The sequence below is a fragment of the Ferrovibrio sp. GW821-FHT12D07 genome, assembly GCF_058807275.1.
Genome location: NZ_JBXAQN010000003.1, coordinates 198,948 through 219,978 on the forward strand (window position 1 = coordinate 198,948; position 21,031 = coordinate 219,978).

The 21,031-nt window shown below is 62.8% G+C and carries 25 protein-coding genes; 9 read left to right on the forward strand and 16 right to left on the reverse strand.

Annotated features, from left to right (window positions below; genetic code table 11):
- The first annotated feature begins 11 nt into the window (after nucleotides 1–11).
- Genes erpA through AC1RRE_RS18890 form a run of 3 tightly spaced genes read left to right on the forward strand, consistent with a single transcriptional unit; the run spans nucleotide 12 to nucleotide 1,647 of the window.
- Nucleotides 12–401: an iron-sulfur cluster insertion protein ErpA gene (erpA, locus tag AC1RRE_RS18880; RefSeq protein ID WP_492983374.1), complete on the forward strand. Its 390-nt coding sequence runs from the start codon at nucleotides 12–14 to the stop codon at nucleotides 399–401.
- Between the two features lie 57 nt (nucleotides 402–458).
- Nucleotides 459–1,229, forward strand: a complete 771-nt coding sequence (xth, locus tag AC1RRE_RS18885; RefSeq protein ID WP_492983376.1) for an exodeoxyribonuclease III — start codon at nucleotides 459–461, stop codon at nucleotides 1,227–1,229.
- 7 nt (nucleotides 1,230–1,236) lie between these two features.
- Entirely contained in the window at nucleotides 1,237–1,647 is a 411-nt protein-coding gene (locus tag AC1RRE_RS18890) for a response regulator (protein ID WP_492983378.1), read from the forward strand.
- On the opposite strand, the gene AC1RRE_RS18895 is transcribed toward AC1RRE_RS18890, so the two are convergent.
- Nucleotides 1,644–2,303: a glutathione S-transferase family protein gene (locus AC1RRE_RS18895; RefSeq protein ID WP_492983380.1), complete on the reverse strand. Its 660-nt coding sequence runs from the start codon at nucleotides 2,301–2,303 to the stop codon at nucleotides 1,644–1,646. The two genes, AC1RRE_RS18890 and AC1RRE_RS18895, sit on opposite strands and share 4 nt — an antisense overlap.
- 51 nt (nucleotides 2,304–2,354) lie before the next feature.
- Complete coding sequence (locus AC1RRE_RS18900; RefSeq protein ID WP_492983382.1) at nucleotides 2,355–2,807, reverse strand: DUF427 domain-containing protein; 453 nt, start codon at nucleotides 2,805–2,807, stop codon at nucleotides 2,355–2,357.
- A 506-nt stretch (nucleotides 2,808–3,313) separates the two neighbouring features.
- On the opposite strand from AC1RRE_RS18900, the gene AC1RRE_RS18905 reads away from it, so the two are divergent.
- Genes AC1RRE_RS18905 through AC1RRE_RS18920 form a run of 4 tightly spaced genes read left to right on the forward strand, consistent with a single transcriptional unit; the run spans nucleotide 3,314 to nucleotide 5,153 of the window.
- A complete protein-coding gene (locus AC1RRE_RS18905; RefSeq protein ID WP_492983384.1) occupies nucleotides 3,314–3,859 on the forward strand; it encodes a TetR/AcrR family transcriptional regulator in 546 nt (181 codons plus the stop codon).
- A 56-nt stretch (nucleotides 3,860–3,915) separates the two neighbouring features.
- On the forward strand, nucleotides 3,916–4,344 hold the full coding sequence (locus tag AC1RRE_RS18910) for a GFA family protein (protein ID WP_492983386.1): 429 nt from the start codon (nucleotides 3,916–3,918) through the stop codon (nucleotides 4,342–4,344).
- 58 nt (nucleotides 4,345–4,402) lie between these two features.
- Nucleotides 4,403–4,831 (forward strand): winged helix-turn-helix transcriptional regulator, encoded by a 429-nt coding sequence (locus AC1RRE_RS18915; protein WP_492983388.1) that lies wholly within the window; start codon nucleotides 4,403–4,405, stop codon nucleotides 4,829–4,831.
- A 10-nt stretch (nucleotides 4,832–4,841) separates the two neighbouring features.
- Entirely contained in the window at nucleotides 4,842–5,153 is a 312-nt protein-coding gene (locus AC1RRE_RS18920) for a DUF1272 domain-containing protein (RefSeq protein WP_492983390.1), read from the forward strand.
- 24 nt (nucleotides 5,154–5,177) lie between these two features.
- Here AC1RRE_RS18920 and AC1RRE_RS18925 read toward each other — a convergent pair whose 3' ends face one another.
- The 8 genes from AC1RRE_RS18925 to AC1RRE_RS18960 form a co-directional block, all read right to left on the reverse strand.
- Entirely contained in the window at nucleotides 5,178–6,089 is a 912-nt protein-coding gene (locus tag AC1RRE_RS18925; RefSeq protein ID WP_492983595.1) for a DUF6615 family protein, read from the reverse strand.
- A gap of 92 nt (nucleotides 6,090–6,181) precedes the next feature.
- On the reverse strand, nucleotides 6,182–7,207 hold the full coding sequence (locus AC1RRE_RS18930) for a fatty acid desaturase family protein (RefSeq protein ID WP_492983392.1): 1,026 nt from the start codon (nucleotides 7,205–7,207) through the stop codon (nucleotides 6,182–6,184).
- Nucleotides 7,208–7,738: 531 nt separating this feature from the next.
- The gene (locus AC1RRE_RS18935; protein WP_492983394.1) at nucleotides 7,739–8,395 is read right to left on the reverse strand and encodes a hypothetical protein; all 657 of its coding nucleotides are present in this window, start codon (nucleotides 8,393–8,395) and stop codon (nucleotides 7,739–7,741) included.
- Nucleotides 8,388–8,723, reverse strand: coding sequence for a hypothetical protein (locus AC1RRE_RS18940; protein WP_492983395.1), 336 nt, complete (start codon nucleotides 8,721–8,723; stop codon nucleotides 8,388–8,390). The genes AC1RRE_RS18935 and AC1RRE_RS18940 overlap by 8 nt, the downstream gene beginning before the upstream one ends.
- A gap of 143 nt (nucleotides 8,724–8,866) precedes the next feature.
- On the reverse strand, nucleotides 8,867–10,375 hold the full coding sequence (locus tag AC1RRE_RS18945) for a M81 family metallopeptidase (RefSeq protein WP_492983397.1): 1,509 nt from the start codon (nucleotides 10,373–10,375) through the stop codon (nucleotides 8,867–8,869).
- Between the two features lie 70 nt (nucleotides 10,376–10,445).
- Nucleotides 10,446–12,209: a dihydroxy-acid dehydratase gene (gene ilvD / locus AC1RRE_RS18950; RefSeq protein ID WP_492983399.1), complete on the reverse strand. Its 1,764-nt coding sequence runs from the start codon at nucleotides 12,207–12,209 to the stop codon at nucleotides 10,446–10,448.
- A 54-nt stretch (nucleotides 12,210–12,263) separates the two neighbouring features.
- Complete coding sequence (locus AC1RRE_RS18955; protein WP_492983401.1) at nucleotides 12,264–13,139, reverse strand: YihY/virulence factor BrkB family protein; 876 nt, start codon at nucleotides 13,137–13,139, stop codon at nucleotides 12,264–12,266.
- Nucleotides 13,136–15,154 carry an AsmA family protein gene (locus AC1RRE_RS18960; RefSeq protein WP_492983403.1) on the reverse strand — a complete coding sequence of 673 codons (2,019 nt, stop codon included), beginning with the start codon at nucleotides 15,152–15,154 and terminating at the stop codon, nucleotides 13,136–13,138. The genes AC1RRE_RS18955 and AC1RRE_RS18960 overlap by 4 nt, the downstream gene beginning before the upstream one ends.
- 122 nt (nucleotides 15,155–15,276) lie before the next feature.
- On the opposite strand from AC1RRE_RS18960, the gene AC1RRE_RS18965 reads away from it, so the two are divergent.
- Together AC1RRE_RS18965 and AC1RRE_RS18970 are read left to right on the forward strand one after the other, a co-directional pair.
- Nucleotides 15,277–15,687 carry a hypothetical protein gene (locus AC1RRE_RS18965; RefSeq protein ID WP_492983405.1) on the forward strand — a complete coding sequence of 137 codons (411 nt, stop codon included), beginning with the start codon at nucleotides 15,277–15,279 and terminating at the stop codon, nucleotides 15,685–15,687.
- Between the two features lie 57 nt (nucleotides 15,688–15,744).
- The gene (locus AC1RRE_RS18970; RefSeq protein WP_492983407.1) at nucleotides 15,745–16,665 is read left to right on the forward strand and encodes an AEC family transporter; all 921 of its coding nucleotides are present in this window, start codon (nucleotides 15,745–15,747) and stop codon (nucleotides 16,663–16,665) included.
- 16 nt (nucleotides 16,666–16,681) lie between these two features.
- Here AC1RRE_RS18970 and era read toward each other — a convergent pair whose 3' ends face one another.
- From era to pyrE, 6 genes are all read right to left on the reverse strand, one after another.
- A complete protein-coding gene (gene era / locus AC1RRE_RS18975; protein WP_492983409.1) occupies nucleotides 16,682–17,614 on the reverse strand; it encodes a GTPase Era in 933 nt (310 codons plus the stop codon).
- Complete coding sequence (gene rnc, locus AC1RRE_RS18980) at nucleotides 17,611–18,375, reverse strand: ribonuclease III (protein WP_492983411.1); 765 nt, start codon at nucleotides 18,373–18,375, stop codon at nucleotides 17,611–17,613. Before rnc ends, era begins: the two co-directional genes overlap by 4 nt.
- 11 nt (nucleotides 18,376–18,386) lie before the next feature.
- The gene (gene lepB / locus AC1RRE_RS18985; protein WP_492983413.1) at nucleotides 18,387–19,163 is read right to left on the reverse strand and encodes a signal peptidase I; all 777 of its coding nucleotides are present in this window, start codon (nucleotides 19,161–19,163) and stop codon (nucleotides 18,387–18,389) included.
- A gap of 70 nt (nucleotides 19,164–19,233) precedes the next feature.
- Nucleotides 19,234–19,668 (reverse strand): holo-ACP synthase, encoded by a 435-nt coding sequence (acpS, locus tag AC1RRE_RS18990; protein WP_492983415.1) that lies wholly within the window; start codon nucleotides 19,666–19,668, stop codon nucleotides 19,234–19,236.
- A complete protein-coding gene (locus tag AC1RRE_RS18995; RefSeq protein ID WP_492983417.1) occupies nucleotides 19,665–20,417 on the reverse strand; it encodes a pyridoxine 5'-phosphate synthase in 753 nt (250 codons plus the stop codon). Before AC1RRE_RS18995 ends, acpS begins: the two co-directional genes overlap by 4 nt.
- A gap of 9 nt (nucleotides 20,418–20,426) precedes the next feature.
- Entirely contained in the window at nucleotides 20,427–21,014 is a 588-nt protein-coding gene (gene pyrE / locus AC1RRE_RS19000; RefSeq protein WP_492983419.1) for an orotate phosphoribosyltransferase, read from the reverse strand.
- Nucleotides 21,015–21,031 lie beyond the last annotated feature (17 nt).

Genomic DNA, 21,031 nt, shown 5'->3' on the forward strand with positions numbered 1-21,031 from the left:
GTTAAGCGAACATGACCGACACCGCAACCCAGACCGCCTCTTCCACTGTTTCCGCCCCCATCGGCGCGGAACAGCCCGGCGTCACGCTGTCGGCCTCGGCGGCGCGCCGCATCCTCAAGGTGGCGGAAGCCGAGGGCAATGCCGGTCTGGGGCTCCGCATCAGCGTATCGGGCGGCGGCTGCTCCGGCTTCCAGTACAGCTTCAGCCTGGACGAAACCCCCACCGCCGATGATGTCGTCATCAGCCGCGATGGCGCGAAGCTGCTGATCGACACCGTGTCGCTGGATTACCTCAAGGGTTCGGAAATCGATTTCGTCGAGGACCTGAACGGGGCCGGCTTCCAGATCCGCAATCCGCTGGCCGCCAGCAGCTGCGGCTGCGGCAATTCCTTCTCGGTCTGATCCGGCTAACCCTGCGGGGCACTGGCCCGGACCGCCGCCCTGACCGATACTGCGGCCATGAGAATCACCACCTGGAATGTCAATTCGATCAAGGCCCGTCTGCCCAACGTCGTGGCATGGACGACGGCCAACAAGCCCGATGTGCTGCTGTTCCAGGAAATCAAATGCCAGGACCCGGATTTCCCGCGCATGGAATTCGAGGCGCTGGGCTATCACGTCCATACCCATGGCCAGAAAAGCTACAACGGCGTGGCCCTGCTCAGCCTGGCCAAACCTGACGCCGTGCGCACGCGCCTGATGGGCGACGATGCCGATGAACAGGCGCGCTACATCGAAGCCGACATTCAGGGCGTGACGATCTGCGGCCTGTATCTGCCCAACGGCAATCCGCGCCCGGGCGAGAAATACGAGTACAAGCTGCGCTGGATGGACCGCCTCGCCCGCCGTGCCGCCGACCTGCTCAACGGCGACATGCCATTCCTGATGGCGGGCGACTACAACATCTGTCCCGCCGATGCCGATGTGTACGATCCGGCCGGCTGGGCCGAGGATGCGCTGTGCTACATCGACAGCCGTCGCGCCTGGCGCCGTCTCACCAATCTCGGCCTCACCGAAGCCTGGCGCGCGCTGCATCCCGGCACGGTCGAGTACAGCTTCTGGGACTATCAGGCCGGCGCCTGGCCGAAGAATAACGGCCTGCGCATCGACCACTTCCTGCTGTCGCCGCAACTGGCCGACCGGCTGGAATCCTGCGAGATCGACTCTGAGCCGCGCGGTCGGGAAAAGGCTTCGGACCATACGCCGGTCACCTGCCAGATCGCCGCCTGAGCCGGTCATGCCGGACGACAAGCCTCCGATCCTGGGTTTCGCGGACCTCGTGGTGCTGCTGGCCGAAGATGAATCCTTCACGCGCCAGCTTGCCATCTCCTGCCTCAACCGCATCGGCGTGAAGACCATCATCCCGGCAACCAATGGCCTGGAGGCGATGAAGATCGTCGACAGCAGCCAGTCACTCGACCTGATCATTTCAGACTGGGACATGCCGCAGATGACCGGCATCGACCTGCTGCGTCTGTCGCGCAACGTCCGGCCCGCCATTCCCTTCCTGATGCTGACCGGTCATGCCGGCATCGAACTGGTGAAGGCCGCGCGCACGCATCGCGTCGATGGCTATATCGTCAAGCCCTTCTCGGTCGACCAGCTCAAGACCAAGATCGCCGCGATCTTCCAGATCAAGACGCTTTAGTAGCCTGCGCGGCGAAACAGATGGATGTCGGCCTCCGGCTGGTGATAGCCGGTCTTGCGCATCGCCGGCAGAGTGTCGACAGCATCGAACCAGGCGGCGAGCGAGGCATGCGCCGAGCGCCAGCCGGTGCTGTCGGGCCAGCGGAAACCGAAATAGGCCAGTGCACAGGCCACCGCTATGGCGCCGATATCCTGCAGTTTGGGATCGAGCCAGGAGGCATCGCGCTGCAGATGCGTGAGCGCTGCGGCAATCGCCTGGCGCTGGCGCTGCATCACGGCAGGCGAGCGTTCACCAGCCGGCCGCTGTTCGTCGGCATAGAGCCGCGCCGCGGCAACGCAGAGGCCATCGGCCACCGCCTGCCGGCGCAGGGCGGTCCAGCGCGCCTCGCCTGCCGGCGGAAACAACGGGGCACCGTCGCGACCCAGCGTCTGCGCCGTGTGATCCAGATACTCGCAGATCACATCGGACTCGATCAGCACCGTGCCGTCGTCGCATTCCAGGGTCGGCACTTTCGACAAGGGATTGATCTGGCGCAGCGCCGTGCTGGTCCATGGATCGACGATGCTCTCCTGCACATGCCGCTCCAGACCAAGCTGGTGGATGGCCACACGGGTCTTGCGGGCGAAGGGAGATGTTGGGGCGATGTATAGCTTCATCGGTGACGGACTCCTTGCATGGGAGAGAGTCAGGGGTGAAGTCGCAGACGATCAGTCTGCAATCACTTCGATGCGGTCGACGCGATCGGGATAGAAGGCCAGGTAGCCGGCGATCGTCGCCGCGGCCGGATAGGCATTCTCATAGGACCAGGCCGCATCAGGCGCGCGCTTGCCGTCGACATCCAGCGTGAAATACGCAGCCTGGCCCTTGTAGGGACAATGCGTCTGCGTCTCGCTCGGATGATAGACGCTCCAGTCGGCGTCATCGCGCGGCACATAATAGACCGGCGCATAGCTGGCTTCCTGCAGGCGCATCGCGGCTTTGCTGTCGGCCACCACCTTGCTGTTGAATATGACGCGCACGCGGCCCTTGAACGGCGCGATCACCATCGGGTGATCGGGACCCGGCAGCTTCATACCGGGATGACGGAGGTCAGACCTGCGCGCGACAATGCCTTGGTCAAGCGTGCCGTGGTCAAGCGTGCCGTGGTCAAGCGTAGCCATAGGAAACACCTTCCCCTGAACGGTTCTGCGTCTGTCTCACATAGAACAGCCTGCTGCAGGTTCAACACCGCAACGCGGCATGGGTTCGTTGCAAAGATGGATGGCAACGGCATCGATGGTGCTGTCGCGGCGAAAACGATGCGCGCGTTTCCGATCCCCGACGCGCTGTTCAGTGAGCAACATCTGTCCCGATGACCGTCCTGATGGTCGTCCCGATGCCGGTGCCGGCGCAGGCCGTGCAGGTGGGCCTGCCACCCGGGTGAAGACGTCTGCCCCGGCCGCAGACCCCTTGAGTCGTCCGTCCTCGCGCCGGGCAGCCGCAGGGTACGGAGCGGCAGAATACGGGAGAAAACGGCCCGGGCAGCCGGGCAGTCCGCTGCCGTTCTGGCATAAACATCTTGTAAATAAAGGATAATCCGGTCTCACAGCCATGTGACCGGGGTATGGATCGACAAACTTACCTACCAGTTGGTAAGTACAGATTTATGACCTCGCATACGCGCCATATGATTCTTCGTGAAGCGGAAACCCTGATCCGCACCCGGGGCTATGCCGCCTTCAGCTATGCCGACCTGGCCGAGCGCCTGAGCATCACCAAGGCCAGCATCCATTATTACTTCCCCAGCAAGGAAGCCCTGGTCGTCACCTTGACCGAGGAATACATGGTGCGCTTCAAGGCCGAGCTGGCCGGCATCCGCGACCGGCATGGCCGGGCCGGCGACCGCCTGCGCGCCTATGCCCAGCTTTTTCTCGCCGGTTTCGAAAAGGGCATGCTGCCCTATTGCGGCGCGCTGGCGGCCGAACGCTCGGCGCTGCCCGACACCATGCATCCGCATATCCATGATTTCTTCGAGGTGCACCTCGCCTGGCTGCGCGGCGTACTGGAAGACGGCCGCACCGGCGGCTCGCTCAAGGCCGATATCACGCCGCCGCAGGTGGCGCTGGTGCTGCTCAGCACGCTGGAAGGCGGCAGCTTCGTGGGCTGGGCGCTCGAGCGCAAGGCCGTGGTGCTGGGCGCCTTCGAGACCGTGCTCGCCGGCATCGAGAGCTGAGCACCGAACCATGAATTCCCCCCGCAACACCACCCCGTTACCGAGTGAGACTGTCAATGACCAACACACATACCGGTCAGTGTTTTTGCGGAGCCGTGCATATTGAAGCCACCGGCGCACCGGAAGCCATGGGCTATTGCCATTGCGAATCCTGCCGTTCCTGGTCTGCCGGCCCGGTGAATGCCTTCACGCTGTGGAAGCCTGACTCCGTCAAGGTGACCAAGGGCAAGGAATTCCTCGCCACCTTCGCCAAGAACCCGACCAGCGAGCGCCAGTTCTGCAAGGTCTGCGGCGGTCATGTAATGACCGGCCACCCGACCTTCGGCCTCACCGATGTCTATGCCGCCACGCTGCCCAGCGTGAAGTTCCAGGCCGGCGTGCATGTGAACTATTCAGAGACCGTGCTGCCGATGAAGGACGGGCTGCCCAAGCTCAAGGACTTCCCGGCCGAACTCGGCGGCTCGGGCATCGCCGTGCCTGAATAAACTGTCGCCGCCTGCCGACTTCCGTTGCGGGGGGCCGGCAGGATGCGTCCGGCCCGGAATGCAGTCCCTCTGTATTCCGGGCCACTCTATCGCCGGCCTGCGCGAGCATCCGGCAAGACTGCGGTTCGAAGCCATGACGCCAACACCAATCACCCCTGACGACGCAGCGGACTGCCCGGTGCAGCGCGCGCTCGATCTCATCGGCCCGAAATGGTCGCTGCTGATCATCCGCGACGCCCTTGCCGGCCGGTGCCGCTTCAACGAATTCAAGGCCAGCCTGGGCGTATCCAGCGCCCTGCTCTCGGATCGCCTGCGCATCCTGACCCAGCAGGGCATCATGACCGCCACGCGCATTCCCGGTGACAAGGCCTATGGCGCGTATAGTCTCACCGACAAGGGCAAGGCGCTGCTGCCCGTGATTGCCGCGCTGGGCGACTGGAGCGGCACCTGGCTGCCGGAGCGGCCGCCTGCGGATACACACCGGTAAGGAGAGCATCATGGCGCTTCAGCTGCGACCGAACTGCGAATTCTGTGACAAGGACCTACCGCCCAACGCGACGGATGCCTGCATCTGCACCTACGAGTGCACCTTCTGCGCCGGCTGCGTGGAGAAGGAACTGCAGAATGTCTGCCCCAATTGCGGCGGCGGCTTCGCCCCGCGCCCGATCCGGCCCGCGACGGAATGGCGGCCAGGGCTGTCGGTGGCGAAGCGCCCGCCGTCGGACAAGCGCGTGCTGCTGTCGCAGGAGCTGCCGGAGATCAGGGCGCTGTCAGAGAAGGTGAAGGGGATTCCGCCGGAGAAACGGTGATTGTTTATATCGTCCCCGCAGATCTTATTCGCCAGAAAGAAATATCAGCCGCCAATATGGCAAGGGCTCTCTGTCCGCTAGATATCTCTCGTCACGCATTTTCGCGATAGCATACCGAATATCATTCGGTATTTTGTCAGAAACACTAGGCACTTTAGGCAAGTCAAATTTACTCTTTATGCTAAGCGGAAGGTCATTAACCAAAAGAATTAAGCGCTCTCTTTGTCGGGAAAGGCGCTCCCGAATCTCCACAGGAGTCGGTAGCATCTCAATACCTAACCCACCTTGAGTCGGGACAAGATAGGAAATGGACGAGCTTGGCGACCAAGCCATGGGGCCGATTTTTTTGATTGTAGGCGGGCAAAACAAATCAGATAAATGAAAAAAGAAATAATTTAAAATACCCAAACTTTTATATCGTGGCTTGAACCCGCCATACGTCGCCAGTGCTTCCATAAAATACCCATCAATTAAGTTTACTCCACTCACCCCCGGCGCACCTGCGGTGGAAGCTAAGTCACATGATCGGATCGGATTATAAAAAGCGTATAATGGGTAGGTGCCGCTGCCTTCATTACGCGCATTGGCGCAAAGTGTATTGATTTGATACGTCGCGCCAATCTTATGAAACAGCCCTTTATAACTATGCCGCTTCCAAATATTGCCCAAACCGTAAAGTTGTTTCGCTTGAATATAAATACGAAAGAATGTTCCATCCGAGTTGACAAAATTCCACTGCATATCCGCGCCAGTGAACGGTTCGTCTGGAAAATCAACCAATATCCTTCTTCCCCCGATGGTGAGAAGGCTGGCCATCATCATATCTGTTATAGTCTCTTCGCGGAAACGCCGCCGCAGAACCCTACCAGTTTGAATAAACTGTGCGACGAATGACGGAAATGTATGAGAAAATTTGCAGAGAATTTTTGCCCCCACTTCATAAAAGCATAAGATTTTTCTACTTAAACCGTCGTTCCGAACATCAAACAAGGCTCGAAAATAGAGCCTTCAATTTTGCCGTTTCTCATTTAAATATGCGCCGCCTTCGGCCCGCCTGCCCCGTTCTTCGGTCCATCCACCGTCGCTGACGCCGCCATCTTCAGCACCTCGGCGTAACTGTTGCGCACTTCCATCCGGTCGCGCAGGCCTTTCGCCACCAGCATGCGGTGCGCTGCCGGCAATTTCCAGCAGGGCACGCTCAGCGCCAGATGATGCTCCAGATGATAGTTCACCCAGTATGGCGCGAGCACTGTGCGCAGCAGCCAGCCGGCGTGGGTCGTGCGCGTGTTGCGCAGCGGATCGTCATTGTCGGGGACCACGGCATGTTCGGCGATATTGCGGATGCGGCTGATCAGCTGATACCAGGTCGCGAGCGGCAGCAGCCATAGCACCGGATAGAGCCACCAGTAACCGGCGGCACTCAGCAGCGCGAACAGCACGAGGTTCGCGGCCACGCCGCCTACCAGCCCGCCTTGGCTCAGTCGCCCCCAGCGCTCGCGCCACGACAACCCCTTTTCGTTGCCCCAGGTGAGCATCACCTGCTCCTTGCGCCGCGTGTAGGCGGTGCGCCCGGTGATGTCGCGCCACACCTTGCGCTTGAGACTCTCACGGCTGATCGGGAACGGCGCCGAGAGCACCAGATCCGGGTCCTCGGCCTGTTGCGTGAAGCGATGATGCTTGAGGTGATAGGGCCGGTAGAGATTGAGGTCGGTCACCACTGGCCAGGCGCAGAGCCACTGCCCGGCGAACTCGTTCCACCGCCGCGTCTTGAACAGCAGGCCATGGGCAGCATCGTGCATCAGGATGGCCAGGCCGAGCTGCCGCCCGCCGATCACCACCACGGCCAGGGCGAAGGTGAGCGGATTGGGAAAGGCCGCGAAGACGGCCATGGACGCCAGGATCAGCGCCCAGGCGTGCAGCACCAAAGCCGCACCGATCAGGTCGGAGCGCTGGCTGAGCGAGCGCAGTTCATCGGCGGTGAATAGTTCGGCTGCCTTCACATAGGGGGCCGCACGCGGGCTATCGCTGGCGGTGTCACCGGGGGCACTGGTCATGACGCTTCCTCAGACGCTTTTCTTATGAGTCCAATGATAGCCGGCCGTCAGGGATCGTCACCCTCGGATTTATTGCGAAGGTCCACCTGCCGCCCCGCTTGAAATCCGGCTTTAGTTTCCTAAATGTTCTCATGCGGGCAGGCCTGAATACGAAGGCATGCGGCGAACCGCAACGGGCCGTAACGGGCTCCAGTGGGCTCTACCGGGCGCTAACGGACTCCAATGGACCGCAGCCGACCGTAACGAACCCCAGTGAACCGAAACGAACCGGAATGAACCAGAACGAAGCCAAACGAACGCGCGGGAAGCGAAACGAAGGCAAACGAACCAAAACGAACGCAAACGAAGCAAAACGAACAGGAAGGAATAAGCGCGGACAAGGCTGGATAAGCCTCCGCTAACGTCGGATAAGGGTCCGATAACGCCGGATAAGCGTCGAATAAGGACGGATAAGCAGATTTAAGCGCGACCGGACGGCATCCCTGCGTATGCAGGCGCCATCCGGTCAAAGGTCAGATCAGGCCCTTCCGGTCAGGACATCGGCTTCCCGGCAGCCGCCGGAGCGCCGCCGGCCGGCGCACTGGCCGGAGGTGCCGCCGGCATGCTGGCCGGCTTGCCGGTCATGGCGATCCAGGTTTCGCCCAGGCGATAGAGGAAGCGCTTGATGCTTTCGCGGATCGCGCCCTCGTTGGCCAGCCGCAGGCGCTCGACGCCCACCAGCGAGCTGCTGAAGTCGGCCGTGTAGGGCGTGGTGAGTTCCTCGTTGAGCAGCTCCTTCGCGCTCGCGGTGTCGACCAGGCGGTAGCGCACGCGCGGCGTCACCGTCATGGCAAAGCCCATGAGCGGCTGCTTCAGGTCGATCAGTTCGGCCGACACGGCATAGCGCGCCTTCGCCGCGCTGGGCGCCAGGATGCCGTTGAATTCCAGCGAGCGCTCCAGCGCTTCCTGGAATTCGGGATTGTCGACCTGTGAGGTCCACATCGGGTTCGTGCCCTTGCCGCCGGTGACGGCCGCAATGGTCACGCCTTCGGCCAGTTCCGGATTGGCCGCGACCACCGGGGTCAGCATGTTGGGCGCGGCCATCTGCGAGACGCGGGCCGGCTGCGCGCAGCCGGCCAGCAGCAGCAGCGCGCCCAGTGCGACGACGGGGCGTGTGCGACGGAGGATTTTGGTGAGACGGCTATTCATTGGTGCAGCCCTTTATCTTGGCGATGCCCTGCAGGTGGATGATGCGGTTGTTATAGGCGGCGACCTCGTTCTGCGACGCGCTGCCGGTATCCAGGTTCATCAGCGCCACCGGCATGAGAACAGCGCCCAGCGCCGCCTGGCGGTTGCGATCCGATTGCTGCGTGGTGTCGGTGCCGTAGCTGCCGATCAGGCGATTGGTCGCCGAAATCTCGCTGCGCAGCTGCTGGCAGTTCATCTGCTCGTCATGCGCCTGCTTGACTTCGATTACCCGCGCCTGCCGGTTGGCGCAGGCGCCAAGCATGGCCAGCACGAGAATGCATGCGCCCATAAGGCGCGCCGGATGTTGCACGATGGTCTTCCCCCTGATGCCACCCGTGCATGGCCGTCCCACCAGCCATGCCGGGTATTTTCCCGCCGCAGAGTATGGAACGACACGCGGAAGGAGCAAGTCCTAAAAGGACCGTATTTTGATTACCCGGAGTGGGCCCGACCTTTGGGACTCAGCCGGATACCCTTACGTAAACGCTTGTATGGCAGGGTCTCTGCCCGTTCGACGAAGGCGCCGGGACTCTCCACGTTCAGGATATCGTGAGCGATGTCGGTGAAGTCGCCGCGGAAATGCACGGTGCTTTTCACGCCCACGATCTGGCGCTGGCCCGGCTCGATATTCAGGTGCCGGTACATCTCCTTGTCGGCGGCCTGGACGCGCACCGAATTGATGATGAGGTCGACGCCATTGCATTGCAGCCGCGCCATCGGGCCGAGCGCCATCTTCGTGCCCTTGTAGAACGGCCCGGTGCAGAGGAACTTGCCGTTGCCCAGGCCGGCGACCTTGAAGCGGTTGCGATAAGGCTTCGAGCCGTCGAAGCGCTTGCCGCCGACCGCGATCTCGATCTCGCTGCCCTCGCCCGCCTGATGCGCGATCTTGGCGGTCTCGGGGTCAAACAGCAGGCCGAGTGTCGCGTCCGGCACATGCTGGCGGATCAGGGCTTCGAGAAGTCCGGTGGTATCCGAGGTCGCGCCGGTGCCGGCGTTGTCCTGCACGTCGGCCAGCACGATGGATTTGCGTGCGCCGGCCTGGATCTGCCGCCGTGCCTCCTCAATGGCCGCGTCGGGCGTGAGCAGATTCAGTTTGAACTCGGCCTCGCGTTCGGTGATCAGGCGCGTCAGCGTATCGGCGGCCTTGTCGGCTTCGGCCTGGCTGTCGGCATAGGCGATGACCGTGGGTCCGCAGTGATGGATGTCGGCCGGATGGAAACCGGGCGCGAAGCTGAGCGACGAGACCGCGCCGCGTTCCATCTCGGACAGCGTGTCGTACAGGCTTTTACACGGTTCGATGAAGGTGCATTGCGCGGTCAGCGGAATCAGGAACGGCAACTGGCGGAAGGCCTTCGCCTGCTTTTTCCGTTCGCCGCTTAAGAGTTTTTCCAGGTGGCGGGCGACGCGCGCGCCGGTCACCGCCATGTCGAGATGGGGGTATGTGCGGTAGGCGATCAGCACGTCGGCCAAAGCCACCATCTCGGGCGTGATGTTGACATGCAGGTCAAGGCTGACGCCGATCGGCATATCCGGGCCAACCAGCGCACGCAGGCGGCGCAACAACTCGCCCTCGCCGTCCTCATGGGCTTCAGTGACCATGGCGCCATGCAGGTCGAGATAGACCGCATCGATCTTGCCTTTCAGGGCAGCCACGCCATCGAGGATTTTCTTCGCCACATACTCGAAGGCTTCGGTGGTGACATAAGACGACGGCTGCGCGGAGGCCCAGACGATCGGGTGCAGCACCCATTTCTTTGGCTTGGCCGCATGGATGAAGCCGCCGATAGGAATATTCATCGGCTCGAAGACCTCGAAGATCGCCTTGCCCTCGGTCAGCGGCGGCCAGCCCTCGCCCTCGATGAACTTGTGCAATTCGGCCTTCTCGGGCGCAAAGGTGTTGGTCTCGTGCTGGAAGCCGGCAATGGCGATGCGATAGGTCATGGGGCCTGTTTGTTTTTCGCACTGAAACGAAGAAGGGCGCCGGATGGGCGCCCTTCTGTAGGTGGTCGATTTAGATGTCGGCGTATTCGTGGGTTTCCGCCTTGCCGCCCGGCTGGGTGACCGCGCCGTCATGCGCGTCGCCCACGGTCTGTGCGTATTTCCACAGCGCGCCCGACTGGTAGTCGGTCTTGCGCGGCTTCCACTTCTTCTTGCGCCGGGCGAACTCGGCCGCGGTGACGTTGACGCTCAGCACACCCTTCACCGCGTCGATGGTGATGATGTCGCCATTCTTGATCAGACCGATCGGGCCGGCCACGGCCGCTTCCGGGCCGACATGGCCGACGCAGAAGCCGCGCGTGCCGCCCGAGAAGCGACCGTCGGTGATCAGCGCCACCTTCTCGCCCATGCCCTGGCCATAGATGGCCGAGGTGGTGGACAGCATCTCGCGCATGCCCGGGCCGCCCTTGGGGCCTTCGTAGCGGATGACGATGACGTCGCCTTCCTTGTACTTTTTCTTCTGCACGGCTTCGAATGCGTCTTCCTCAGAGTCAAAGACGCGCGCCGGACCAACATGCTTCAGCCGCGCCATGCCTGCCACCTTCACGATGGCGCCGCGCGGCGCGAGGTTGCCCTTCAGGCCGACGACGCCACCGGTCGGCGTGATCGGGTTGGTGATCGGACGCACCACATCCTGGTTCTTCGGGAAGGTCACGCCCTTCAGGTTCTGCTCCAGCGTCTTGCCGGTGACGGTCAGGCAGTCGCCATGCAGGTAGCCGCCCTTCATCAGTTCCTTCAGCACGACGCTGACGCCGCCGATCTCGTACATGTCCTTGGCGACGTAGCGCCCACCCGGCTTGAGGTCGGCGATATAGGGCGTCGACTTGAAGATCTTGGCCACATCGTCGAGGTCGAAGCGGATGCCGGCCTCATGCGCAATCGCCGGCAGATGCAGTGCGCCATTGGTCGAGCCACCGGTGGCAGCGACGACGCGGGCAGCATTCTCCAGCGACTTGCGGGTGACGATGTCGCGCGGGCGGATACCCAGCTTGATCAGCTCCATCACCTGCTTGCCCGAGGCTTCGGCATATTGATCGCGGGTCTCATACGGCGCCGGCGCGCCGGCCGAGCCCGGAATGGCCAGGCCGATGGCTTCAGACACGCAGGCCATGGTGTTGGCGGTGAACTGGCCGCCACAGCTGCCAGCCGAGGGACAGGCCACGCATTCCAGCTCATGCAGGTCGCGGGCGTTCATCTTGCCGGCCGAATGCTGGCCGACAGCTTCGAACACGTCGACCACGGTGACGTCCCTGCCGCGGAACTTGCCGGGCAGGATCGAGCCGCCATACATGAAGATCGACGGCACGTTCAGGCGCACCATGGCCATCATCAGGCCGGGCAGCGACTTGTCGCAGCCGGCGAGGCCGACCAGCGCGTCATAGCAATGGCCGCGCACGGTGAGTTCGGTGGAATCCGCGATGGCTTCGCGGCTGGCCAGCGACGACTTCATGCCCTGGTGGCCCATGGCGATGCCGTCGGTGACGGTGATGGTGGTGAATTCGCGCGGCGTGCCGCCGTTGGCCTTCACACCCTTCTTCACCCACTGGGCCTGGCGCGCCAGCGTGATATTGCAGGGCGCGGCCTCGTTCCAGGTGGTGACGACGCCGACGAAGGGCTGCTTGATTTCCTTCTCGGTCAGGCCCATCGCGTAATAATAGCTGCGATGCGGCGCCCGATCGGGACCGACGGTGACATGCCGGCTCGGCAGATTGGATTTGTCGGCTTTCCCGCCCTTGCGCTTGGCCGCCGGCGCGGCCTTCTTCTTTTTGGTTGCCATATGCTGGTCCGTCCCTCGAGGCATAAATACAGGGAACGGAGCATAACCAGCGGCTCAGCGCTCGGCCAGAGCCTCGGCTGGCGGGGATGCGGCTTTTTTCTGGCTGCGGCGCAGCAGGGCCGCGTTCAGTTCGCCGCCAAAAATGAACAGGACCGCCGAGACGTAGAAGAAGACCAGGGTGACGATCACCCCGCCCAGGCTGCCATAGGTGGCGCTGTAGCTGCCGAGTTTGGCCACATAGACCGAGAACAGGCTGGCCGACGCCATCCACAGCACCGCAGTCGCCGCCACGCCCGGCAGCAGGCAGCGTATCGGGATGCTTTTGCCCGGCAACCAGCGATGCAGCGCCAGCAGGCCGGCCAGCAGCACCAGCCCGGCCAGGGTGTAGCGGAACAGGCTGAAGGCCCATTTGTCGGCCTCGCCCAGCGGGAAGGCCCAGAGCAGCGCCTTCCAGATCACCGGACCCAGCACGACCAGCACCGATAGCATCAGGAAGGCGAATCCGCCCACGATGATGGCGCCGATGCTGCCCAGCTTGATCAGCCACCAGGGCCGCTCCTCATTGATGTCGTAGGCGGTGTTGAGCGCGATACGCAGCGCATCTATCCCGCTGGATGCGACCCAGAGCGCGCCGAGCAGACCGAGTGTGAGCAGGCCGCCGTCGCGGGTGTCCAGCACCTCGTGGATCACCGGCTCCAGTGTCTTGGCCACATCCGATGGCAACAGATGCAGCATAGTCTGGACAGAAGCCATACTGCCGGCAACGTTGCCGAGGAAACCGGCGAGCGACGCCAGGAAGATCAGGAAGGGAAAGATCGCCAGCAGGCCGGTATAGGCGATGTGGCCGGCCAGTTCGAAGGACAGGCTGTTGATCATAGCCCTGCCCGCGCCGAAGAACAGGCGGCCGATACTGAGCAGACGGGTATTCATCCCGGCTTGCCCGTCTGCACCTGCAGCAGCAGCGCGGCACAGTCGCTGTCGCGTTCGAGACCCGGCTCGATGAAAGCCAGGATTGAGGCTAGCGGCGTCAGCAGCACGCCGAGCGCAATGGCGCCGGCCGTGCGTGCGGCAAGCGGTCCCGCCTCGATACCGATGCTGGGGCGGCTGAAAGCGCCCCGCACGGTGATCGGCGTGCGCGCCGACAGCAGACTGGGATCCTTGGGATGCGCCTTCAAGGTCAGGCCGAGCAACTCTTCGCGCAGGCTGATGCTGCCTTCGCTGGTCACCGTGGTGTCGGTGGTGTCCAGCACAAAGGTGCGCGGCGCCATGATGCCTTCCTGCACATTGAAATCAGCAGCGAAGCAGCGCAGCGGAATCTGCTTGTCGCCACCGGCCCAGAACGCAGCGGCCTCGGCCACATCCAGGCCGATCAGCTCCATGGCCAGATTGGACAGCGAGCCGCCATTCATGGTGATGCGCAAATCGCCATTGGCGCTGCCGAGCGACTTCTGCACGGTATCGCCATAGCCGGTGAGACGGATACGACCGTCGATCTGGCCGCTGCCGGCATTCTTTAGACCGGCATTGTTCAAGAAATCCTCGAGCCGGAACTTGTTCAGCTTGATGTCATACTGCGTCAGCACGGTATTGTTGCGCGCATCAATGCGAATATCGGCATCGACCAAGCCACCGGCCACCCCCAGTTTCAGTGGCCGCAGATGCAGCACGCTATTCTCCAGCACCAGGTCAAGCTCCACGCCACTCAATGGCATGTTAGGAGCATTCACCTTGTCGCCGCGGAATTTCACCTTGGCGTCGACCTCGCGGATCTGCTCAACCGCTAGCGGTGCATCGGGCAGTACTTTTGGCGGCGGTCCTTTGGCGACCGGCTTGGCCGGCTGCTTCGCCTTGGCTGCGGCAGCCTGCTTTTCGCTCATGGTGGCAGCCGCCACATTGGGCGCGCGTTCTTCTTCGGGTCGCAGGCCGATCAGCGGCCCGATGTCGCGGTAATCCAGAACCTTCGACCGCAAGTCGGCTTCCAGATACAGCCGCTCTCGGCCGGTATCGACTTTCACCATGCCGCCCAGATCGCTGTTGCCGACCCGGCCGGCCATGTTCTCGATGCGCCAGATCGAACCATCGCGATGCAAGCGTCCCTTCAGGTCATAAGGCGGTGTCATCGGCAGCGGCACACCAGTAATGATCTGCAGCTTGCCCAGATCAGGACCGCTGAGTGCGATTTCCAGATTTAGGCCTTCGAACTTGATCGGATCGGCCAGCGTCCCGGACACACGCCCCTTGGTCTGGCCAACCTCCATCTCAATCGTCAGCGGATAGGGCTCTTCATTCTCGCGCAACGACAGCAGCGACCCGCCGATCATGCGCAGCCGGAACGGTTCGCCATGCATGCTGCCGCGGCCACCCAGACGCACCCGGTCCCGGTTGTCGTTGTTGGCACCGACCACAGTGGTGATCTCGGCGTCGATATCCACGCCGGCTTTCTCGTCATGATACTTGAACCGGCCATCTTCAATGCGCAGGCGGCCGATCAGCGGCATCTCCGCGCGTTCCTCAGGGGCAGCGACATCCTTGGCCGCCTTGATGCCGAAGGTCCAGTTGCCCTCGCCGTCCTCGCGGCGCTCCAGCGCCAGCTGCGGCTTCACCAGCCGGATTTCCTTCAACACGGTCCGGCCGCGCAGCAGTTCGCGTAGATCGATCACCACCTCGGCGCGTTCGAAGCTGACCAGTTCAGGCTCTCTCGCCCAATCGGCATTGGCCATGTGGAAGTCCTCGATCACGAAGCGCGGCGTCAGCGACCATTCGCCGACCAGACGCCCGTTGATCTTGGTGCTGCGTCCGGTAGCTGCCGTGATGAAGCCCTGCGCCGGATTGCGCAGCCAGTCCCAGTCGAACAGCAGCATCGCTACCACCACGGCGAGCGTCAGGACGCCGACGAGTCCCAAGGCCCAATGCCACCATTTTCTGCCAATTTGTGTTTTAACCATGATGGTGCTCCATCAAGGAAAACCGCCCTATCTCCTTCCAGTTCCAGAGAAATCGTTCACCGGTCACGTAAAAGTTTAACGCAGTTTAACGTTTATTAAGAATGGTTTGAGAAGTTCCCGTCATGGGCGTGCAGACTGAGATCGTCATCCCGCGATACGTCGTGCTGACAAAGCTGGCGGACAGCTGGATTCCGCGCGCGTCGTTGGACAGCGCCGACAATGCCGAAGCCGAAGCTTTCCGCTGGCGTCGCATCTATGGCCCCGGCCGCACACGCGTCGCCGAGTATCTGGCAGCCGAGCCCATGCGCCGCAATCTGCCGGCCGTGATCGACATGCCCACCATCACCGTATCCGCCGAACCGGTCCGCAACCGGTTCTCGATGCCGCAGCGACACTACGCCCCATCCGCTGGCACATGGCAGGCGCAGGCTGTCACCCTGCAGGATGCTGCCCTGCGCGGCCTTGCCCTCTATCTGGGTTTCGGTTTTGCCAACCGCGCCATGGAACTGCTGATCATCCTCGCCCAGCATTAGTGCCGGCAGAGATCATCCGCTAGACTCCGGACAAGCAGTTCCTCGCCCGAGTCTCTCATGCTGACCGTCATCCTCGCCATCGTTCCGATCTTCCTGCTCATCGCGATCGGCGGCGGGATGAAGCGCGTCGGCTTTCCCGGCGATGCCTTCTGGCCGCTGGCCGACAAGGTCACCTATTACGTCTTCTTCCCCGCGCTGCTGGTCGACAACCTGAGCAGCGCCCGGCTGGGCGGTCTCGACCCAACCAGCATGCTGGGCGCACTGTTGGCCGGCATCCTGCTGCAGGCCGTGCTGGTCTATCTGCTGCGCCCTCTCGCCCGTGTCGACGGCCCCGGCTTCACCTCCGTCTTCCAGGGGGCCATGCGCTTCAATACCTTTGTCGGCCTGGGCGCGGTCGCTGCGCTGGAAGGCGGCGCCGGCGTCACGCTATTTGGCGTCGCCATCGCGCTGGCCATTCCGCTGCTGAACTTTCTCTGCGTGCTGACGCTGGCGCGCTATGGCGCACATGGCCAGGGCACCAGCTTACGGTCGCAGTTGCTGTTCCTGGCCAAGAACCCGCTGATCATCGCTTGCCTGCTCGGCATCGCCATGAATGCGCTCGACATCACTTTCCCGGCGGGTATCGCGCCGGTGTTCAAGATGCTGGGCAGCATGGCGGCACCGATGGGCCTGCTGACCGTGGGCGCCGGCCTGCAATGGCAGGCGATCCGCATGGGCGGTCGCGCCGTGGCGCTGTCCTGCGCGCTCAAGCTGCTGGTCTATCCGGCAGTGCTGTTCGGGCTGAGCCGTCTCTGGAGCCTTGGCGTACTGGAGACCAAAATTCTGGTGCTCTGGGGCACCATGCCAACAGCCAGCGCAAGCTACATTCTTGCAAGACAGATGGGAGGCGATGCGCCGCTCGCGGCCGCCATCGTCACCATCGGCACGGTTCTGGCTTTCATCACCATGCCAGTCATCATGCTGCTGATCGGCATCTGAGCCGGAGCAGCCGCTCTTAACTTTTGCCCTTGGGGAAATCCAGCCCCATGGCTTCGTAGCGCTCGGGGTCATCGCCCCAGTCCTCGCGGACCTTGACGAACAGGAAGAGATGGATGCGGCGCTCGAATTGCTCCTCCATCTCCTTGCGGGCATAGGATCCGATGCGCTTGACCATCTGGCCGCCATCGCCCAGTACAATTTTCTTCTGGCTGTCGCGTTCGACGAAAATCACCTGATCGATCCGCGCGGAGCCGTCTTTCTGGTCTTTCCAGTTCTCGGTCTCGACCGTGATCGCATAGGGCAGTTCGTCATGCAGCGAACGATAGACCTGCTCGCGCGTGATCTCGGCGGCCAAGAAACGCATCGGCACATCGGCCAGCTGGTCTTCGGGATAGAGCCACGGCCCCACCGGCATGAGCTTGGCCAGGGCACGGCGCACGTCTTCGACGCCGCTACCCTTCAGCGCCGAGATCATGAAGACCTGCTCAAAGGGATAGGCCTCGCTCAGGGTCTGGGCCAGGCCCAGCAGCTTTTCGCGCGGAATGGCATCGACCTTGTTCAGCGCCAGCAGCACACCCCTGCGGTTGCGATCTTTCAATGCCTCGATGATGGCGCGGCTCTCATCGTCGAAACCGCGTTCGGCATCGATCAACAGCAGCACGGCATTGGCCTCGTCAATACCGCTCCAGGCGGCACTGACCATGGCGCGGTCGAGCCGCCGCTTGGGGACAAAAATACCAGGCGTGTCGAGATAGATGACCTGCGCCCGCCCTTCCATGCCAATGGCGGTGATACGCGCACGTGTCGTCTGCACCTTCTTCGAGACGATCGAGACCTTGGCCCCGACCATCTGGTTCAACAAGGTGGACTTGCCTGCATTCGGCGCGCCGACGATGGCGACATACCCGCATTGGGTATTCGCCGCTTCAACTCCAGTTTCTTCAGTCATGCTTTCCCGGCTGACAGCTGCCCGAGCAGATGCCCGGCCGCTTCCTGTTCGGCGGCCCGTTTCGAGCCGCCCTGTCCCTTGGCCAGGTTGCCGCTGCCCAGCTTCACCGACACGGTGAAGCGCGGCTCATGCGGCGGACCTTCCTGGCTGACGATTTCATAACGCGGCGCCGCCATGCCACGGGCCGCGGCCCATTCCTGCAGCGCCGTTTTCGGATCCTTGTCGCCGCCGGTCACCTCGGTGACCATCGGCTCCATGTAGCGGCGCACGAAGCGCTCGGCGGCCGGCAGACCGCCATCGAGATAGAGCGCGGCAACCACGGCCTCGCAGGCATCGGCCAGAATGGCCGGTTTGCCGGCGCCGCCGGAATCACGCTCTGACCGCGAGAGCTGGATATAGTCGCCCAGCGCCAGTGACTGGGCGAAGCGAGCCAAGCTTTCCTGCTTGACCAGGGAATTGTAGCGCAGTGCCAGCTCGCCAGCTTCGGCCTGCGGAAAGCGTTCAGCCAGCAGCGTCGCCACGATCAGGCCCAGGACACGGTCGCCGATGAATTCCAGGCGGTTGTAGTCACGCTGGGTGGATGGCGCCGGTTCAGCCGCAGCGCCGGTCTTCTCTTTCTGGCGGGCGGATTTGGCGCGGCTGCGACGCGGATTGGCCGAGGGATGCACCAGCGCCTCTTCCAGCAGCTTCGTATCGGCGAACTTGTGGCCGAGAAGCTTCTGCAGCTGTTCGAGGGCGGGTTTGCGGGTCTCGGCGTTCACGCGCGATGGGCTCACTCGATACCAGTGAACATGCGGTTCCAGCGCAACGCGCTGAACCAGGTCCAGGGCTTGAGCAGCGACGCGTTCTGGTCGATGGAAATCCAGCGCACATCGGCACGCCCGATCAGGTGATCCGCCGGCACATAACCGACGCCGCCGGATTCCAACCCGATACGGCTGTCGAGCGAATTGTCGCGGTTATCGCCCATCATGAAGTAGTGACCCGGCGGCACGGTATAAATGCCGGTATTGTCGCTGCTGCTGTACATGTTGATATCGAGCGTACGGTAAACGACGCCGTTGGGCAGGGTCTCTTCCCACTGGCGTTCGCGGTCGATCACATTGCCAAACCGGTCGTGGCGTTCAAAATCCTCGACCCGGCGGCGCTTGATCGCCTCGCCGTTGATGTAGAGCGCGCCATCACGCATCTGCAGCCGGTCACCCGGCAGTCCGACCAGACGCTTGATGTAGTCGATCGAAGGATCGCGCGGCCAGCGGAAGACCACGACATCGCCCCGCTTTGGCTCCGAGCCCAGGATTCGACCCTCGAAAAGGGGCGGGCTGAACAGCAGGGAATACTTGCTGTAGCCATAGGCATATTTGGAGACAAAGACATAGTCGCCGACCAGCAGGGTCGGCAGCATGGACTCAGACGGGATATGGAACGGCTCATAGGCGACGGTGCGGATGCCGACCGCGATCAGCACGGCAAAGACCAGCGTGCGGAGGCTTTCCCAGATATCGCCAGCCCGCGACTTCATCTTCGCCACTGCCTGCTCCTGATCCATATAAATCAATCCCTTATGGCCGATTTTAGACCCATCGGCGCTGCATCAAGCGGCCAAGGCCCAGTCAAAGTCAAGTTCCCGCCGGCGATCCCGGAAAATCAGGTAATTTGGGGCGCGCGGAGATAATGACAATAGCCTGGGCGAGCGGCGGCTCATCGGTCAGCGAGACCTCGATCACGGCCTCATGGCCCTCGGGCAGCATGCTCTGCAGACGGGCCAGCGCGCCGCCCGTGAGCGCCATGGTCGGCTTGCCGCCCGGCATATTGATCACACCCATGTCGCGCCAGAACACGCCCTTGCGCAGACCGGTGCCCAGCGCCTTGGCGCAGGCCTCCTTGGCAGCGAACCGCTTGGCGTAGGAGTCGATCCGGGTCATCGCCCGGCGATCCGAGCGCGCACGTTCCACGGGAGTGAAAATGCGCTCCAGAAAACGGTCGCCGAAGCGCGCGATCGTCTGCTCGATGCGACGGATATCGATCAGGTCCGAGCCCAGGCCGATGATCATGCCGATTTCGCGTTCAGGCCGCGCGCGTCATTCATCAGCGTGCGCATGCGACGGATCGCGCCATCCAGACCGCCGAAGATCGCCTCGCCGATCAGGAAATGGCCGATATTGAGTTCTACAATGGTGGGGATAGCAGCAACCGGCGCAACATTCTCGAAGGTCAAGCCATGGCCGGCGTGGCATTCAAGGCCGATGGTCTCGGCATGGGCTGCGGCCTTGCGGATGCGCTCCAGCTCGGCCTGCTGCTCGGCAGCGGTGACTTCGCAATAGCGGCCGGTATGCAACTCCACCACCGGCGCGCCGAGCGCCTTGGCGGCGTCGAGCTGCTGAACCGACGGCTCGATGAACAGCGACACGCGGCTGCCCGCCGTCGACAGCTGGCGGATCATCGGCGCGAGATGATTATGCTGGCCCACGGCATCAAGGCCGCCCTCGGTGGTCCGCTCCTCGCGACGCTCCGGCACGATGCAGACGGCATGCGGCCGATGACGCAGCGCGATGGTCAGCATTTCTTCAGTCGCCGCCATCTCCAGATTGAGCGGCAGGCTGATTTCCGCCATCAGCCGGTCGATATCGCCATCCGAGATATGACGGCGATCCTCGCGCAGATGCGCGGTAATGCCGTCGGCGCCGGCGCCGGCAGCCATCTTGGCAGCGCGCACCGGATCGGGATGCTTGCCGCCACGCGCATTGCGGATAGTGGCAACGTGGTCGATGTTCACGCCAAGACGCAGGGGGCGCACCGCCATCGGTCTCTCCTACTTCAGGCCGCGCGAGCCAGGCTTGATCGCTGGAATCTTCTGCAGCTCCGGCGGCAGTTCATCCTCACGATAGGCCATGACCTTGTAGCCGCAGAGCGCAAACAACGGCACGCCGAGATCGACCTCGCCATCCGAGCGATCGACAATGCAGGATGCGCCAACAGTGACACCGCCATGATCGGCAATGCAGTCGATGCATTCGCGGCTCGATTTGCCGGTGGTAACCACATCCTCGGCCATCAGCACGCGGGCGCCCTTGGGAATATCGAAGCCGCGGCGCAGGGAAAACTTGCCATCCACGCGTTCGGTGAAGATCGCCGGCACGCCAAGCTGGCGCGCGAGTTCGTAGCCGACCACCACGCCGCCCATGGCGGGTGAGCAGACCAGATCGACCGGCTTGGGGCCGAGTTTGGCGCGGATGTTGTCGGCCAGCGCCTTGCACAACGCTGCGGCGCGTTCGGGATACATCATCACGCGGGCGGACTGCATGTAGACCGGGCTGTGCAGGCCGGAGGTCAGGAGGAAATGGCCTTCCAGCAAGGCGCCGGAGTCACGGTAATGCTGCAAAACGTCGTCGCGGTTCATCGTTCTCTTCTCTGTTC